General features: G+C 71.4%; 12 protein-coding genes. 4 read left to right on the top strand and 8 right to left on the bottom strand.

The window, feature by feature from the left end:
* Positions 1 to 2: 2 nt before the first annotated feature.
* The 7 genes from JIAGA_RS0102000 to JIAGA_RS0102030 all read right to left on the bottom strand — a co-directional run bounded on the left by JIAGA_RS0102000 (position 3) and on the right by JIAGA_RS0102030 (position 8,654).
* Positions 3 to 803 carry a carbohydrate ABC transporter permease gene (locus tag JIAGA_RS0102000; protein WP_026874373.1) on the bottom strand — a complete coding sequence of 267 codons (801 nt, stop codon included), beginning with the start codon at positions 801 to 803 and terminating at the stop codon, positions 3 to 5.
* The gene (locus JIAGA_RS0102005; protein ID WP_084469403.1) at positions 796 to 1,755 is read right to left on the bottom strand and encodes a carbohydrate ABC transporter permease; all 960 of its coding nucleotides are present in this window, start codon (positions 1,753 to 1,755) and stop codon (positions 796 to 798) included. The genes JIAGA_RS0102000 and JIAGA_RS0102005 overlap by 8 nt, the downstream gene beginning before the upstream one ends.
* Positions 1,752 to 2,960, bottom strand: a complete 1,209-nt coding sequence (locus JIAGA_RS0102010) for an ROK family transcriptional regulator (protein WP_026874375.1) — start codon at positions 2,958 to 2,960, stop codon at positions 1,752 to 1,754. Before JIAGA_RS0102010 ends, JIAGA_RS0102005 begins: the two co-directional genes overlap by 4 nt.
* A 740-nt stretch (positions 2,961 to 3,700) precedes the next feature.
* Positions 3,701 to 5,323 (bottom strand): DEAD/DEAH box helicase, encoded by a 1,623-nt coding sequence (locus JIAGA_RS0102015; protein ID WP_245597099.1) that lies wholly within the window; start codon positions 5,321 to 5,323, stop codon positions 3,701 to 3,703.
* Positions 5,324 to 5,493: 170 nt separating this feature from the next.
* Positions 5,494 to 6,588, bottom strand: a complete 1,095-nt coding sequence (locus JIAGA_RS0102020) for a fatty acid desaturase family protein (protein WP_026874377.1) — start codon at positions 6,586 to 6,588, stop codon at positions 5,494 to 5,496.
* A 183-nt stretch (positions 6,589 to 6,771) separates the two neighbouring features.
* Entirely contained in the window at positions 6,772 to 7,986 is a 1,215-nt protein-coding gene (locus JIAGA_RS32685; RefSeq protein WP_051425569.1) for a sensor histidine kinase, read from the bottom strand.
* Entirely contained in the window at positions 7,983 to 8,654 is a 672-nt protein-coding gene (locus tag JIAGA_RS0102030; protein WP_026874378.1) for a response regulator transcription factor, read from the bottom strand. The genes JIAGA_RS32685 and JIAGA_RS0102030 overlap by 4 nt, the downstream gene beginning before the upstream one ends.
* A 190-nt stretch (positions 8,655 to 8,844) precedes the next feature.
* On the opposite strand from JIAGA_RS0102030, the gene JIAGA_RS36310 reads away from it, so the two are divergent.
* The 4 genes from JIAGA_RS36310 (at position 8,845) to JIAGA_RS26985 (ending at position 14,170) form a co-directional block, all read left to right on the top strand.
* The gene (locus JIAGA_RS36310) at positions 8,845 to 9,531 is read left to right on the top strand and encodes a GNAT family N-acetyltransferase (RefSeq protein ID WP_051425570.1); all 687 of its coding nucleotides are present in this window, start codon (positions 8,845 to 8,847) and stop codon (positions 9,529 to 9,531) included.
* The gene (locus JIAGA_RS0102040; RefSeq protein ID WP_157552571.1) at positions 9,528 to 10,517 is read left to right on the top strand and encodes a twin-arginine translocation signal domain-containing protein; all 990 of its coding nucleotides are present in this window, start codon (positions 9,528 to 9,530) and stop codon (positions 10,515 to 10,517) included. Before JIAGA_RS36310 ends, JIAGA_RS0102040 begins: the two co-directional genes overlap by 4 nt.
* 424 nt (positions 10,518 to 10,941) lie before the next feature.
* Positions 10,942 to 11,430, top strand: coding sequence for a gluconokinase, GntK/IdnK-type (locus JIAGA_RS0102045; protein WP_035813214.1), 489 nt, complete (start codon positions 10,942 to 10,944; stop codon positions 11,428 to 11,430).
* A 208-nt stretch (positions 11,431 to 11,638) separates the two neighbouring features.
* On the top strand, positions 11,639 to 14,170 hold the full coding sequence (locus tag JIAGA_RS26985) for a transglycosylase domain-containing protein (protein ID WP_051425572.1): 2,532 nt from the start codon (positions 11,639 to 11,641) through the stop codon (positions 14,168 to 14,170).
* On the opposite strand, the gene JIAGA_RS26990 is transcribed toward JIAGA_RS26985, so the two are convergent.
* A complete protein-coding gene (locus tag JIAGA_RS26990) occupies positions 14,171 to 15,517 on the bottom strand; it encodes an FAD-dependent oxidoreductase (RefSeq protein ID WP_051425573.1) in 1,347 nt (448 codons plus the stop codon).
* Positions 15,518 to 15,770: the final 253 nt, after the last annotated feature.

Below are 15,770 nucleotides of genomic sequence, written 5' to 3' on the forward strand. Positions count from 1 at the left end.
CGTCACTTGAGCCCGGAGCGGGCGACGCCCTGGATGACGTACTTCTGTGCCGCGAGGTAGAGCACGGCGATCGGGACGATGCTGACGACGGAGCCGGCCATCACCACGTCCCACTCGGTGGTGAACTGGCCGTGCAGGGTGCTCAGGCCGAGCGGCAGGGTCATCAGCTCCGGGGACCGGATGACCACGAGCGGCCAGAGGAAGCTGTTCCAGCTGGACATGAACGCCAGTACCGCGAACGTCGCCAGCGCCGGGCGGATCAGCGGCCACACGACGGAGGCGAAGATGCGAAGGTGGCCGGCACCGTCGATGGTGGCCGCCTCGTCCAGCTCGATGGGCACCTGGGCGACCGCCTGGCGCAGCAGGAACACCCCGAACGCCGAAGCGATGCTCGGTGCGAGCAACGCGGCGTACGTGTCCACCAGGTTCAGCGCTCGCATCTCGATGAACAGCGGCACCACCAGCACCTGCATGGGCACCATGAGCGTCGCGAGATAGACGAGGAACAGCGCGTTGCGGCCGGGAAAGTCGAGGCGGGCGAACGCGTACGCCGCCATCGCGCTGGTGATCAGCTGCAGCAGCGTGGACGCGACGGCGATCCAGAGGCTGTTGGCCAGGATGCGCCAGAACGGCATCGCGTCCAGCAGCGTGCGGTACGCGTCCAGCCCGGGGTCGTCGGGGATGAGGTCCGGGGTGCCCAGGCCGGCGCCCGGCGTGACGGAGGTGATCACCGTCCAGGCGAACGGGAACAGCATGACCAGCGCGCCGAGCGCGACGCCGGTGTAGAGCGCGGCCCTACGCATAGGTCACCCACCGCCGCTGGCCCCGGACCTGGACGATCGTCACGATCAGCACCACCACGAACAGCAGCCACGACAGCGCCGAGGCGTCGCCGGCGCGTCCGTAGCGGAACGTGAGGTCGTAGATCTGCTGCACGACGACCTCGGTGGACCCGGCCGGTCCGCCGCCGGTCATCACGAAGACCTGATCGAACACCTGGAAGCCGTTGATGAGCGAGATGACGACGACGAAGAACGTCGACGGCGACAGCAGCGGCAGCGTGACATAGCGGAACCGCTGCCACGCGCTCGTGCCGTCCACCTTGGCCGCGTCGTACAGCTCACCAGGAATCGCCTGGAGCCCGGCCAGCAGGATGACCATGACGAAGCCGAGGTCCTTCCAGGCCGACGCGATGATGACCGACGGCATCGCCCAGGCCGGGTCGGTCCACCAGCCCGGACCCTCGATGCCGACCAGGCCGAGCAGGTGGTTGACCAGGCCGTTCGCCGGGCTCAGCAGCCAGCGCCAGAGCAGCGCGACCACGACCCAGCTGGTCACCACCGGCAGGAAGTACGCGGCCCGGAAGACGTTGCGGCCGCGCAGCGCGGTGTTGAGGGCGAGCGCCGCGGCCAGCCCGCCGGCGTACACCAGCGGCAGGTAGCCGGCGATGTACCCGAGCGTGTGGCCGAACGCCGCCCACGTGTCGCCGTCGGCGAGCAGCTCGCGGAAGTTGGCCAGGCCCACGAACTTCATCGGGGTGATGAGGTTCCAGTCGTGCAGCGCGACCCAGAACGAGCTGACCATCGGCACCAGCGTGAACAGCACCAGCGGCACCAGGCTGGGCGCGAGGAACAGCGCGACGATGCCGGCGTACTTCAGGCGGTTGCCGCCGTAGCGCAGGGTGGTGCGCCGGCGCGGCACCCTGGGGGGCGTCGTGCTGCCGGATGTCTTCGCGGCCGTCGTGGTCGCGCTCATGACAGTTCCCGGGCGAGTACACCGTCGAGCCTGGCGCGCACGAGGTCGCCCTGGTCACCGGTGGCGCCGGTCGCACCGGACGGAGTGGCCAGCACGAGGGCGGCCGCACCCAGGGCCCAGGAGGAGTCGTCCCACGCCTCGACCGCGACCGGAACAGCGCGCCGCGTGGGCATGAGGTGAGAGCGCAGACTCGGCTCGAAGCCGGGCCGCCAGTGTTGCCAGCCGCGGGTGCCCTCGCCGAGCACGATGACCGTCTCCGGGTCCATCACGTTGATGAGCCCCGCGACGGCCCGGCCGAAGATCGTCCCGGCGTCGGCGAAGACGCGCTGTGCACCTGTGCTGCCGGTGTCGGCCAGGTGCTGCAGGTCCGCCGGCTTCGCGTCCGTGCCGACGAGGCCCGCGGCGACGGCGTCAGTGAGCAGCGCCTGCTGCCCGACCGCGGCCTCCAGGCAGCCGGTGTTGCCGCAGGAGCAGCGCGGACCGTCCGGCCGGACCGGGAAGTGGCCGAACTCGCCGGCTCCGCCACTGGTCCCGCGGTGGATCGTCCCGTCGACGACGAGTCCGGCGCCGACACCGCGGCCGATGGTGACCACGAGGAAGTTCCGGTGCGCGCGACCGCGGCCGTACAACCGCTCGGCCACCGCGAGCGCGTTGACGTCGTTCTCCACCAGCACAGGCACTGGCAGGGCCGCCCGCAGGCGAGCACCCAGGGCCAGGTTGCGCCAGCCGAGCGTGGGAGCGTCGACGACACCGGTGTCCTGGTCGTCGACGGCGCCGGGCACGCAGATGCCGAAGCCCAGGATGGGCGCACTCTCGCGGTCGGGCTCCGTCAGCGGCCGCAGCAGGTCCGCCAGCCGGTCCGGTGCGTCCGCGGCCACCGCGTCGAACGGCCATTCCCAGCTCTGCCGGACCGCGCCGTCCAGTCCGACGTCCACCACCGCGACGTGGTCGGCCGCCACCTTGGCGCCCAGGGCCCGGCCGGCCTCGCCGACCAGGCCCAGCAGCACAGCCGGGCGGCCGCCACGCGACGGCCGGTGCTGGACCTCGGCCACCATGCCGCGGGCGATCAGATCCTTGACGACCTGCGTCACCGTCGCCGGGCTGACCCCGACCGCACGGGCGATGTCAGTCCTGCTCAGCGGGCCGGATGTCCCCAGCGCGGCGAGAACGGCCGAGCGGGTGAGGTCGCTGCGGGGCACGGGCATCGGCACTTCCTTCAGGACTAAAGTTAGTCATAAAGAAACATGCCGATGGCGAGCCTGTCAACCCCGGACCTCGGCGGGCATGGTCACCGCATGCTGGGGCTACGTCACGTGCTGGGTCTGAGTCACGCGCACGGATCGGCCGCCCGGCGTTCCGCGGCACTCACGCCCAAGACGCGACCCAGACCCAATAGGCCATCGCGCGCCTCCCCGCCGGGACCGTCCGACCAGCCGAGCAGGCCCGGCAGCGGCGCGACGAGCGCGGTGCCCCACCCTGTCGCGGGCTGGGCGTCGCAGGGTGCCGTGGTTTCCACCTGATCGTCGATGTGTCGCCTGATCGGGTCGGTGGCGACGATCAGGTGGCGTCAGCACCCATGACGGCGCTGATAGCGCACCTGATCGTCGCCAGCATGTGGACACGAAACGATCAGGCGACCTCGACACGGCGATTCGGCGCGATCGGTCACCTGATCGTTACGCCCGGGGTGGCGGCAGGAAGCCGAACGCACCGGCACTCGATGCGACAGGGAACGATGCGACGAGGCGGCGCATCGGCCGCGACCGAGTGCGGGTGCCCGCCTCGGCACCACCCACGGCGATGACCCACTTCGATAGCGCCTGCCACGCCAACACCCGGATCGGGGCGCTATGGCGCGGACGCGGCTATTGAGGTCGCACGACGCTATTCAGGTGCATGCCCGGCCCGCGATGACCGACGACCGGGCCGAACAGCCCGCTGACCGTTACCGGCGGCGGCCGGAGAATGACGCGGAGAAAGCGCCCGCGGTGGTCGAGCGGCCGGACGCGGCGGTGGTGGTGCCCCGGCCCCGGCGCTGTGCGGCGCGGCCGGCGGCAGCCGCTTCGCTGCCGCCCGAGCGTGCGGTGCCGCCCGAGCGCGGGTTGCCGCCCGAGCGTGCATTGCCGCCCGAGCCGCGCGTCGAACCGCCACCCGAACGGCGACGGCGGCCGTTGCCGTTCCTGTTGCCGGTCCGCTCGCCGCGGGACAGCTGGGGCGCAGGTGTGTGGGCTACGGGCTCCACGAACGGCGCCTTCGGCCCGGTGAGCGCCTCGATGGCGGGGTCGCCCGCCGACACGCGCGAGATTACCGGCGTGATACCGGCCTGCCGGCAGAGCGTTCGCACGTCACCAGCCTGGTCCGGCGTCATGACGGTGACGACGGCACCGTCCGCGCCGGCCCGGGCGGTGCGGCCCGAGCGGTGCAGGTACGCCTTGTGCTCGGCGGGCGGGTCGACGTGCACCACGAGGGCGACGTCGTCGACGTGGATGCCGCGCGCCGCGATGTCGGTGGCTACCAGGACACGGGCGGTGCCGGCCGAGAAGGCGGCGAGGTTGCGCTCACGCGCGCCCTGGCTGAGGTTGCCGTGCAGGTCGACCGCGGGGATGCCGGCGGCGGTGAGGCTCTTCGCGAGCTTCTTCGCGCCGTGCTTGGTGCGGGCGAACAGCAGCGTGCGGGTCTGTCCGGCGGCCAGTTCGCGCACCACCTGGCCCTTGTCGCCGGCAGGGACGGCCAGGACGTGATGGGTCATGGTGGAGACCGGCGCGACCGCGGGCGCCGTCGAGTGCATGACCGGGTTGGTCAGGTACCGCCGCACCAGTGTGTCCACGCCGTTGTCCAGGGTGGCCGAGAACAGCAGCCGCTGTGTGTCGCGCGGTGTGGTGTCGAGCAGTCGCTTGACCGCCGGCAGGAAGCCGAGGTCGGCCATGTGGTCGGCCTCGTCGAGCACTGTGACCTCGACCGAGCCCAGGTCACAGTGGCCCTGCGCGATGAGGTCCTCGAGCCGGCCCGGGCAGGCGATCAGGACGTCGACGCCGGCGCGGAGCGCGCGGGTCTGCGGTACCTGGCCGACGCCGCCGAAGACGGTGGTGGTGCGCAGGTTCATCGCGGCCGCGAGCGGCGCGAGGGCGGCCGCCACCTGGTTGGCCAGCTCGCGCGTGGGCACGAGCACGAGCGCGCGGGGGCGGCCGGGTCGCCGGGGCCGGTCGGACAGCGTCAGGCGGCTCACGGTCGGGACGGCGAACGCGATGGTCTTGCCGGAGCCGGTCTGGCCGCGCCCGAGTACGTCGCGGCCGGCGAGGGTGTCCGGGAGCGTGGCGGCCTGGATCGGGAACGGAGTGCTGACGCCGCCGTCCGCGAGGGCGGCGACGACGGCTGCCGGCACGCCGAGCTCGGCGAACGAGCGACCTTCGACTGCGGCGGCCGCCGGCCGGCCGGCCGGCGGTGCCGCGTCGATGGCGGCGGAGCTAGCGGTGGTCTCGCGGGCCGCCGCAGCGGGCTGCGGGGCGCGACGATTACGGGCACGACGGCGGGCGGAACCGCTCCGCGGCGTGCGGGTATCAGTGGGCACAGACGTCCTTCCAGGACGAGATGAGATTGGCCGGTCACGAACGGACGCCCACTCATTCTGGAAGGGGGAACCTGCGCCTGCTGACGGCGCGTCGCACTCGACCTCGGGGGCGTTTCGGCACGCCCCGTCGTCACACAGTCTGCCTTACCGGCCGCCGATGACCAAACGGCTCACGCCCGGTACTGCGCGGTGAGCGGGCACTTGAACGGGTCGCGGGCCTGCAATCCCACGTCGTTCAGATAGCGGACGACCACCCGGTAGGAGTCGAACAGGCTGGTCTCGGTGTAGGTGATCTTGTGTTTGGCGCAGAACTCTCGCACGATCGGCTGCGCCCGCCGCAGGTTCGGCCGCGGCATGCTCGGGAACAGGTGGTGTTCGACCTGGTAGTTCAGCCCGCCCATGGCGAGGTCGGTGAGCACGCCGCCGTGGATGTTGCGCGACATCAGCACCTGGCGGCGCAGGAAGTCGATCTTCATGGAGGCCGGGACGATCGGCATGCCCTTGTGGTTGGGCGCGAACGAACCGCCCAGCAGCAGGCCGAAGAGCCCCAGCTGGACGCCGAGGAACGCCAGCGCCTTCCCCGGCGGTAGGACGACGAACAGCGCGGTCAGGTAGCCACTGAGGCGGACGCCGACGAACAGCGCCTCGACCCAACGGTGCTTGAGCCGCTCGCGGCGCATGATGGTCTGGATGCTCACCACGTGCAGGTGCAGGCCCTCGAGCAGGAGCAGCGGGAAGAAGAAGTACCCCTGCCGGTTGGCCAGCCAGGCGGTGAGTCCGCGGCGGCGCTCAAGCGCCGCAGGCGAGAACGCCAGCACGCCGGGCGCGATGTCCGGGTCGGCGCCTTCCTTGTTGGGGTTGAGGTGGTGGCGGGTGTGCTTGCGCATCCACCAGCCGTAGCTCAGCCCGGTGAAGAGGCCGGACAGGACCCGGCCGGTCCATTCGTTCCAGCGGTGCGAGGCGAAGATCTGCCGGTGCGCGCTCTCGTGCCCGAGGAACCCGAACTGGGCCAACACGACCGCGAGACCCGCGGCGAGGAAGAGCTGGTACCAGGAGTCACCCAGCAGGGCGAAGCCCACCCAGATGCCGACGAACGCCGCCACAGAACCGATCATCAAAGACCAGTAAAAGCCGTACCGGCGCTTCAACAGTCCGGCCGACTGGATGATGCGCGATAACTCGGCATAGGCGCTCACGTGCCGCTCGCGCGGCGAGGCGCCCGCCAGAATCGGCCCGTCGGCGGAGGTCAGCGTCGTCTGTGTCATCCGTGGGTCACCGTTCTGTCGGGGGTGGCCGCGAAGGCCGGGACGTCGTGGGCACGGTCGCGCGTGGCTCCACCGGCGACGGAACCCTGGCGCTCGGAGCATACCCGTCATGTCGGGCGATCATGCCGACGACGATGTTCGGCCTGGCCGCAGCGGTGGCCGGCGCCCGGCTCGATGCGCAGGTCAACGGGCGGCGGGGAAGGTCAGGGTGACGGTGGCTCCGTCGCCTGGGCGTCCGTCGATGACCATCGACCCGTCGTGGGCGTGAACCACCTCGTCCACCAGTGCCAGGCCGAGCCCGAGGCGGTGGCCGTTGCCGTTCGCGCCCGGGCCGCGGCGGAACCGTTGAGTCAGTTCGGCGGCCAGTTGCGGGTCGAGCCCGACGCCGTTGTCGATGACGCTGATGCGCGCGTGGCCGTCGTCGCCGGTGAGGCTGATGGTGACAGTACCGCCGCGCTCCACGTGGTCCATGGCGTTGTCCACGAGGGCGGCGACGGCGCGGCGCAGGGCGCTGGGCACGCCGGACACGACGTGCTTGCCGTCCGGTGCGGCGTCGACGACGATGTCCACCCCGGCCTCGTCGGCGGTGGCGGAGAAGGAGTCCTTGATCTGCGTCGCCACCCGGGCCAGGTCGACGGGCTGTCGCGCCTCCGGGCGGTACTGCAGTTCGGCGGAGAGCAGCATGTCGTTGACGATGTCGGTGAGCACGCGGGCATCCTCGACCAGCTGGGTGATCTCCTGCCGCTGGTCGTCGTCGGTGACGGGGCCGCGCTCCAGCAGTTGGGCGCGCGTGTGCAGGATGGCCAGCGGGGTGCGCAGCTCGTGGCTGGCGTCGGCCACGAACCGTCGTTGTGACGTCAGCGCGTCACCAAGCGGCCGCACCGCGCGGCGGGCCACCAGCCAGCCCAGCCCGGCCGCCGCCAGGACCCCGATGGCACCCACCAGGATGGACAGGCGGGCCAGCCGCTCGGTCTCCTCCTGCTGCTCGACGAAGCTGGTGACGGCCGCGGCCCGGACGCCGTCGGTCTCGGCCACATAGGCGAAGAACGGCGTGTCGCAGGCTTCGAACTCGGTGCCGCCGGCCGGGAGGCTCTCGACGGTGGCTTCGAACGCCGCCTGGTCGCACCCTTCCGGCAACGGGTCGATCGTCAGCGGCTGGGCCGCCGACGGGTCGTAGCCCTTCGGGTTCGCGATCTTGTCCTGGAGCTTGTGCTCGGTGGCTTCGCGCCGTTCCTGCAGGCTGATGGAGTACACCAGGGCGATGACGGCGGCGACGACGACCGCCGCCGCGATCCCGGTCTGGACGGCGACGACGATCGATGCCCGCCGCAGCAGCCGTCGGTCGGACGGTGCGGACGGTGGACGGCGGCCCTGCTGGCCGCGACGGCGCCAGCTCAAGCGGATCCCATCTGATAGCCGAGGCCGTGGACGGTCCTGATGATGTCCCGGCCGAGTTTCCTGCGCAGATAGTAGACATAGGTGTCCACGGCACCGGGGCTGTCCGCGTCCTGGAACACCAGCCGCCGCAGCTCGTCGCGGGTGAACACCTGGGTGCGGTGTGCGGCGAACAGGTGCAACAGTTCGCATTCCCGGCCGGACAGCTCGATCGGTGCGGCGGTGCCGCCGGCCACCCGCCGCGACGTGACGTCCAGGTACCGCTCGCCGAGGTCCAGCCGGGTCGAGGTGTCGGTGTGCCGCCGCAACAGCGCGCGCAGCCGGGCCAGGAGTTCGTCGATCTCGAACGGTTTGACGACGTAGTCCTCGGCGCCGGCGTCCAGGCCCTCGACGCGGTCGTCGGTGGTGCCGCGCGCCGTGAGCACCAGCATGGGCGTCGTGACCCCGCGCGAGCGCAGTTTGCGGATCAGGTCGACGCCCTCGATGGCCGGCAGCCCGCGGTCGATGACCATGACGTCGAACTGGCTCGTCAGCGCCTGGTGCAGGCCGGTGTGGCCGTCCCGCGCGACGGTGACGTCGTAGCCCTCGGCGGTGAACAGCCGGCCGAGCAGGTCCGACAGCTTGGTGTCGTCCTCGACCAGCAGGAGCCGGTGGCGGCGGTCCGCTGTCATGACCTCGATGGTCCCACGGGTGCTCTGAGGTTCCTCTGAGATTCGCTCTCGACGATGGAACGTGCTGGTGACCTGGGCTTTGCGGCGCACGCGGTGGGTGATCGCCACCGGCCGACATCGCGGCGGACGCGTCCTGCGTCTACAGGTGTGAAGCCGGTCGCCTACGAGGCATCGGCGCAGGGAGGCTGATATGCGCACTGGTCGCGAGATCGACGTCGTGCCCGCGGGTGAGGACGATCTGCGGCACACTGCGGAGCTGCACGTGACGGAGCTCCCGCATGGGTTGTTCCCGCGACTCGGCGACGGGTTCGTCCGCCGTTGGCACGGCGCACACCTGGCGTCGCCTCACGGCGTGCTGCTCGTCGCCACCCGCGGCGACGAGGTGGTCGGTTTCGTTCTGGGCACCACCGACCGGCCCGCCAACGTGTCGTGGATCATCGGGCACCACCGCCGCGAGCTGGTGATGGCGGCCCTCGGCAGCCTGGTCACCCGCCCCGGAGTGGCGGCGGGGTTCGTCCGCACCCGAGGGCTGCGTTACCTGCGCCGGCTGTTCGGGCGCAGCGCGGCGCCGGCCAGGGTGGCCGGCCAGGGGGGCGTCCCGGAGGCGGACTTCGCGTCCATCGCCGTGCTCGAGGCGGTCGTCGTCGCTCCCGGTGCACGCGGGGAGGGCATCGGCACAGCCCTGGTCGAGGCGTTGCTGCGCGTCGTGGCGGCGGCCGGTGCGGAACGGACCGAGCTGGTGACGAAGGCCGGCGCAGCGGGCGCGGCCGGGTTCTACGAGCGGGCCGGCTGGCACCGGGTGGGCGGTCACGTCGACCGTGACGGCGACGAGGTGCTGACGTTCCGCATCGACCCGAGGTTCGTGCGGGCTCGATGACTCGACGTACCACCCGGCGCGCGTTCCTCGCCGGCGGGCTCGCCGCCGCTGCAGTAGCGGCCTGCGGCACCGAGCCGCAGACACAGCCGCGCACGATCCGCACACCCGATCCGGCACCCAAACTGCCGGCAGGTCCGGTACCTGAGCCCCCGTTACCGGTACCGGACCTGTCGGCGACCCAGCCATGGGAGCCATCCGCGGGAGAGATCGCGCCCGAGATCAAGGTGGCTGCTGTCCGGGTCATCGAGGCGCTGGGCAACGCGCCCGACGGTGCCGCCCCACCCACGCAGCGGCTCACGGCGGCGGGTGCCGAGCCGCGGCTCGCCGCTGCCGCCGGCCCGCTCGTGCCCCCGTCGGTGCCGTCCACCGTCGCGGTCGTCTACCCCCAGTACGGCGGGCTGGAGCGGTCAACCGCCAGCGTCATGGCCGTGACCGAGCAGACCTGGGTGGTCGACCGCGCCCTGGTGAGCCGCAGCGTCACCGTCGACGTGCGGCTGAAGCGCGGCTCCGCCGGCTGGCTGGTCGACCAGCTGCTGCCGGCCGAGGTGATCGACCGGGCGGCGCTGACGCTCGACGGTGCGGCGGCGCAGCTGGCCGCCAGCCCGCGGGTCCACCTGCCGGATGCCGCGGTGGCGGATCTGGCCGCGGGCATCGTGGACGCGCGGGTGGTCGCCTCGCTGCTCGAGCTCGCCGCGACCTACGAGCTGTCGGTGTCGGTGTTCCGCGCCGGACACCCGGAGAACGTCTTCGGCACGGACCGCACCAGCAACCACACTCGCGGCCGGGCCGTGGACATCTGGGCCGTCGACGGTGTTCCGGTGGTGACCATGGGGCTGGACGACCCCCTCCTGCTCGGCTTCCTCGACGCCGTACGGTCCACGGGCAGTGACGAGATCGGTGGCCCGGTCGACCCGGACGGGCCCGGTGGGAAGCACTTCGCCGACGACCTCCACCGGGACCACGTCCACCTGGGCTTCGAGCGGTGAGGACGGACATTGCACGTGCCGTGCGCCATCGGAGCCGGCGCGAGCCCGGCGAGGAAACGATCAGGTGACCGTTCGCGGCGAATTGGCGTGTCGGGGTCGTCTGATCGTTTCGTGTCCACATGCTGGAGGTGATCAGGTGCCCGACCCGCGTTGTCCCCGGGTGCTGTCGTCACCTGATCGTCGCCACGGACCCGATCAGACGACACATCGACGATCAGGTGGGACACCGCCGGCACGGGCAGAGCGCGCCGCGTCGCGCCGGACACACTCACCCGAACCGGCGGTGCCCATCGCCACGCCGGGCGGCACCCATGTCGTCACCCGCGGTGGCGGCCGACGCCTGTGTGGCCGGACTGGCCGGACCCGTCCGTGAGGCCGCATATGTGATCCTGGTGCCGTGAACACAGTGCCGCACCTCGTCGTCATGGGCGTGTCCGGATCCGGCAAGACGACGGTCGCGCGGCGACTGGCCGAGGTCCTGGACCGCCCGTTCGCCGAGGCCGACGACTTCCACCCGCCGGCCAACGTGGCGAAGATGGCCGCCGGTACACCACTCACCGACGAGGACCGCTGGCCGTGGCTCGAGATCGTGCGCGACTGGCTGTCCGAGCAGACCAAGGCCGGCCACAGCGCCGTCGTCACGTGCTCGGCACTGCGCCGCGCCTACCGTGACGTGCTGCGCGAGGCAGCCGGTCCGGTGCGGTTCGTGCACCTGGACGGCGACCCCGAGCTGATCGCCGAGCGGATGCGGCATCGGAAGGGGCACTTCATGCCGCCTGTGCTGCTGCGCTCGCAACTGGACACCCTGGAACCCCTGGAGCCCGACGAGGACGGCGTGCGGATCCCCGTCACCGGAACGCCGGACGAAATCGTCGAAGATGCGCTGAAACAGCTGAATCAGCTCGACCCGTGACGTATGTGACGGTTTCAACCGATGCGCATGCCGGGTATATGGGGGCGGCGGGCAGGGCGCGGCGGGTCGAGTCTCCGCTCGCGGGGGTGGCGGAGAAGCATCGCTGCGCCGTGCCCGCGCCCCGGTGCGGAACTAAGGTGGATGGTCCGGCCGTCTTCTCCTGTGACGGAAGCACGCCCAAACCAGCGCAACTCAGCATCGAAAGCAGATGAGCACCGAACCGGAACCTGACGTCCACGGCCGGGGTGACAAAGGCCCCCGCTACCGAGCCACCCGGCCCAAGCGGACCGGGTGGCGACGCGTCGTCAACTGGAAAACCTTCGGCTTCTCGCTCCTGGGACTGTTCCTGCTCGGCGCGGCCGGCATCGGGATCGCCTTCGCGGTGATCGATGTGCCGGAGCCCAACGACTTCTCCACGTCCGAGTCCACCATCGTCTACTTCGACGACGGCGAAACCGAACTGGGCAGGTTCAGCGCGGAGAACCGCGAGATCGTCGACGCCGAGCAGATGCCCGAGACGCTGAAACAGGCCGTGGTGGCCGCCGAGGACCGCAGCTTCTACGAGAACTCCGGCTTCTCCGTCACCGGCATGACCCGCGCCGCGTGGGACACGCTGCGCGGCAACCCCAGCGCCGGCGGCGGGTCCACCATCACCCAGCAATACGTCAAGAACTACTACCTCACGCAAGACCGCTCGTATACCCGTAAGGTGCGCGAGCTCGTCATCTCGGTGAAGATCGACCAGGAAGTCGACAAGGAACAGATCCTCGCCGACTACCTCAACACCATCTGGTTCGGTCGCGGCACCTACGGCGTGCAGACGGCAGCGCGGTCCTACTTCGGCGTCAACGTCGAAGAGCTCGACCTCGCGCAGAGCGCGGCAATGGCGGCCATCCTCCGCTCGCCGAGTCGGTACGACCCGACACTGGGGCCGGAGAACGCCGAGCGATTCGAGCAGCGGTACCGGTACGTGCTGGACGGGATGGTCGCCACCGGTGCCATCGACCAGGCAACCGCCGACGCCGCCACGTTGCCGACGGTGCTGCCGGAACAGCAGGTCAACCGCTACGGCGGACCGAATGGCTACCTGCTGATGATGGTCCGCGACGAGCTGCTCCAACTCGGGTACGACGAGCAGGAGATCGAGACCGGCGGCCTGCGCGTGACGTCGACGTTCAACGCGCAGGCGCAGACGGCCGCCGTCAACGCGGTGAACGAGGAGCGGCCCACCGAGGATGCCGAGCGCGTGCACATCGGGCTGGCCGCGGTGCGTCCCGGCGACGGGGCCGTGGTCGCGCTCTATGGCGGACCTGACGCCGTTGAGCAGAGCTTCAACGACGCCGTCGACGCCGTCCCGCAGGCCGGTTCCACCGTGAAGCCGTTCGTCCTGGCCGCCGGGCTCGAGAACGGCTACTCACTGAACAGCCGGTTCTGGGGCAACTCACCGTTCGATCCGCCGGAGCTCGGCCCGCCGGTCAACAACCAGGGCAACCGCGACTACGGTCGGCGGGTCACGCTGGAACGGTCGATGGAGAACTCCATCAACACCGCGTTCATCGACCTCACCATGCAGATCGGCTCACAGACCGTCATCGACGCACTGGTCCGGGCCGGTTTCCCCGAGGACGAGCAACTGCAGGCCAACCCTCGCGTGGCCATCGGCATCGGCGGGGTGTCGGCGCTGAACATGGCCAACTCGTACGCCACCCTCGCGGCGCAGGGTGTCCGCTCCGACGCCTACGTCGTGTCGGAGGTGCTCGACCGGGACGGCCAGGCCGCGTACACCCACGAGGCGGTGACGGAGCGCGCGTTCGAGGAGGACGTCATGGCCGACGTCACCTACTCGCTCACCGAGACCGTCGAGAACGGGACCGCGGAGGTCGCTCAGGACCTCGACCGCCCGGTCGCCGCGAAGACGGGCACGCACGACGACCTCACCGCGTGGTTCAGCGGCTACACACCGCAACTGGCCGCGTCGGTGGCGTACTTCCGCGGCGACGGCACGGCGGCCGGCACGGAGTCGCTCACCGGCGTCGGGGGCATGGAGAACTTCAGCGGCGGCGCCTACCCCGGCCGCACCTGGACGGCGTTCATGCAGGGCGCCATGGAGGGCCTGCCGGAGGAGGAGTTCCCCGACCGGGCCGACGTCGGCGACGGTGGCAACGGCGGCGGCAACCAGGGCGGCGGCAACGGCGGCGGCAACGGCAATGGCAACGGCAACCAGGGCGGCGGCAACGGCAACGGCGGTGGCCAGGACGACGACGATGACGAGGACCGCCCGTCCGGCGACGAGGGTGGCAATGAGACCGGCGGTACCGAGGGCGGTGACGAAGGTGGCACCGAGGGCGGTGACGAAGGTGGCACCGAGGGCGGCGACGAGACCGGCGGTACCGAGGGCGGCGACCAGTCGGGTACGGAGAGCGGCGACCAGTCGGGTACGGACGGCGGCACGGAGGGTGGCACCGACGGCGGTACCGAGGGTGGCGACCAGTCGGGTACGGATGGCGGCACGGAGGGTGGCACCGACGGCGGTACCGAGGGTGGCGACCAGTCGGGTACGGATGGCGGCACGGAGGGTGGCACTGACGGCGGCACGGAAGGTGGCACGGAAGGTGGCACGGAGACCGGCACCGAGCTCGGCGGCGAGTGGAGCGGCACCGACACCGGCCGCGCCGCCGCCGCGCTGGCCGGCGCGGGCGTCCTGGTCACCGCTGGAGGGCTGCGGCGCCGCCCCGACTGATCAGCCGGCGGCGGCCTCGATCACCTCGATGACGGTCTTGAGGTCGTGCACGACGATCGGGTCGGCCCCCGCGGCGTCGCCGGCCGCCTTCTCGTGGGCCTCGAGGCGCAGCCAGTCCTCCCAGCCGACCACGCGGACGTCGCGGTCGGCCAGCAGCCGCTCGACGGCGTCCGGGTCGGAGCGTCGCGCCGGCAGGGTCGGTACGTCGGCGAGCACCGACTCGACGACCTCGTTGGCGTCGCCGCGGTTGGTGGCGATGACCCCAGTAGGTCCGCGCCGCAGCCAGCCGGTGACGTAGACGCCGGGCAGCGCGTCGTCGCCGGCCACCACCCGTCCGTCGCGCGACGGCACGGTGCCGGTGGCCTCGTCGAAGGGAAGCCCGGGCAGCGCGCTGCCGTGGTAGCCGATGGCGCGCACCACGAGCTGGGTCGGCAGCCGCAGCGTCGGCCGGTCACCGGATCTGGTGGCCTCCAGCTCGATGGCGGTGACCTGGCCGGGGCCCTCGATGCGCACCGGCCTGCGCCAGAAGTGCAGGTGGATGCGGCGGCGCGCGCCGGTGGCCGGCCGCTGTGACCACTCATGGCAGACGTCCACGGTCACCCGTGCGTGCCGGTCGGTCGCCACCGCTTCCTCGTCGGCGGGGCCGAGCACGAGGTCGTCGGGGTCGACGATGATGTCGACGCCCTCCAGCGCGCCGAGTTCGTGCAGCTCGGGCGAGGTGAACTTCGCCTGCGCCGGGCCGCGGCGGGCGACCAGGTGGACGTCGGTCAGTGTGCTGGCGGCCAGCACGTCGACCACGTGCCGCGGCATGGAGGTGGCGCGCAGGGTGGCGGCGTCCTTGACCAGGATGCGGGCGATGTCGAGCGCGACGTTGCCGGCGCCGATGACGGTGGCGGCGCTCAGGTCGGCCGGCAGCGCGATCGGCCGCGCCTGCGGATGGCCGGTGTACCAGGCGACCATCTCCGAGGCGCCGAGTGAACCCTCGAGCTCCTCGCCGGGGATGCCGAGGCGCCGGTCGCCGAGCATGCCGGTGGAGACGACGACGGCGTCGTACGCCGCCCGGAGCTCGTCGATGGTGACGTCGCGGCCGACCGACACGTTGCCGAGGAAGCGGACCTGGTGCTGCTGCAGCCCTCGCGCCAGCACCCGGGAGATGTTGCGGGTCTTGGGGTGGTCGGGGGCGACGCCGTAACGCACCAGGCCGTACGGCGCCGGAGCGGCCTCGTAGACGTCGACGCGGTCGAAGGCCTCGCCGCGCAGTAGCGCCGCCAGGGCGTACAGGCCGGCGGGACCAGCACCGACGACGGCGGCGGCACGCGCCGCGGCGGGGGACCCGTCGTCGTCCATCACCCCAACGTTAGCCACGAACGCCCCACCCCCGCCATACCCTGCGTTGATCTTGGAGTAACTGCGGCATTGCGGGGCGATTTGTCCGATGGATTCCGCACGAACTCCAAGATCAACCGGGATGGAGCCTCACGGAGCCGGAAGCGCAGACGTGAGCAGACGTTGACATCTCCGCGTCACCTGGGCGACGCGCGTGTAACGGCGGCTCCATAGCGTCGGCGGCCATCCGAACCGAATCGGACGTCCACCCCAG

It is taken from the genome of Jiangella gansuensis DSM 44835 (assembly GCF_000515395.1).
Classification (GTDB): Bacteria; Actinomycetota; Actinomycetes; order Jiangellales; family Jiangellaceae; genus Jiangella; species Jiangella gansuensis.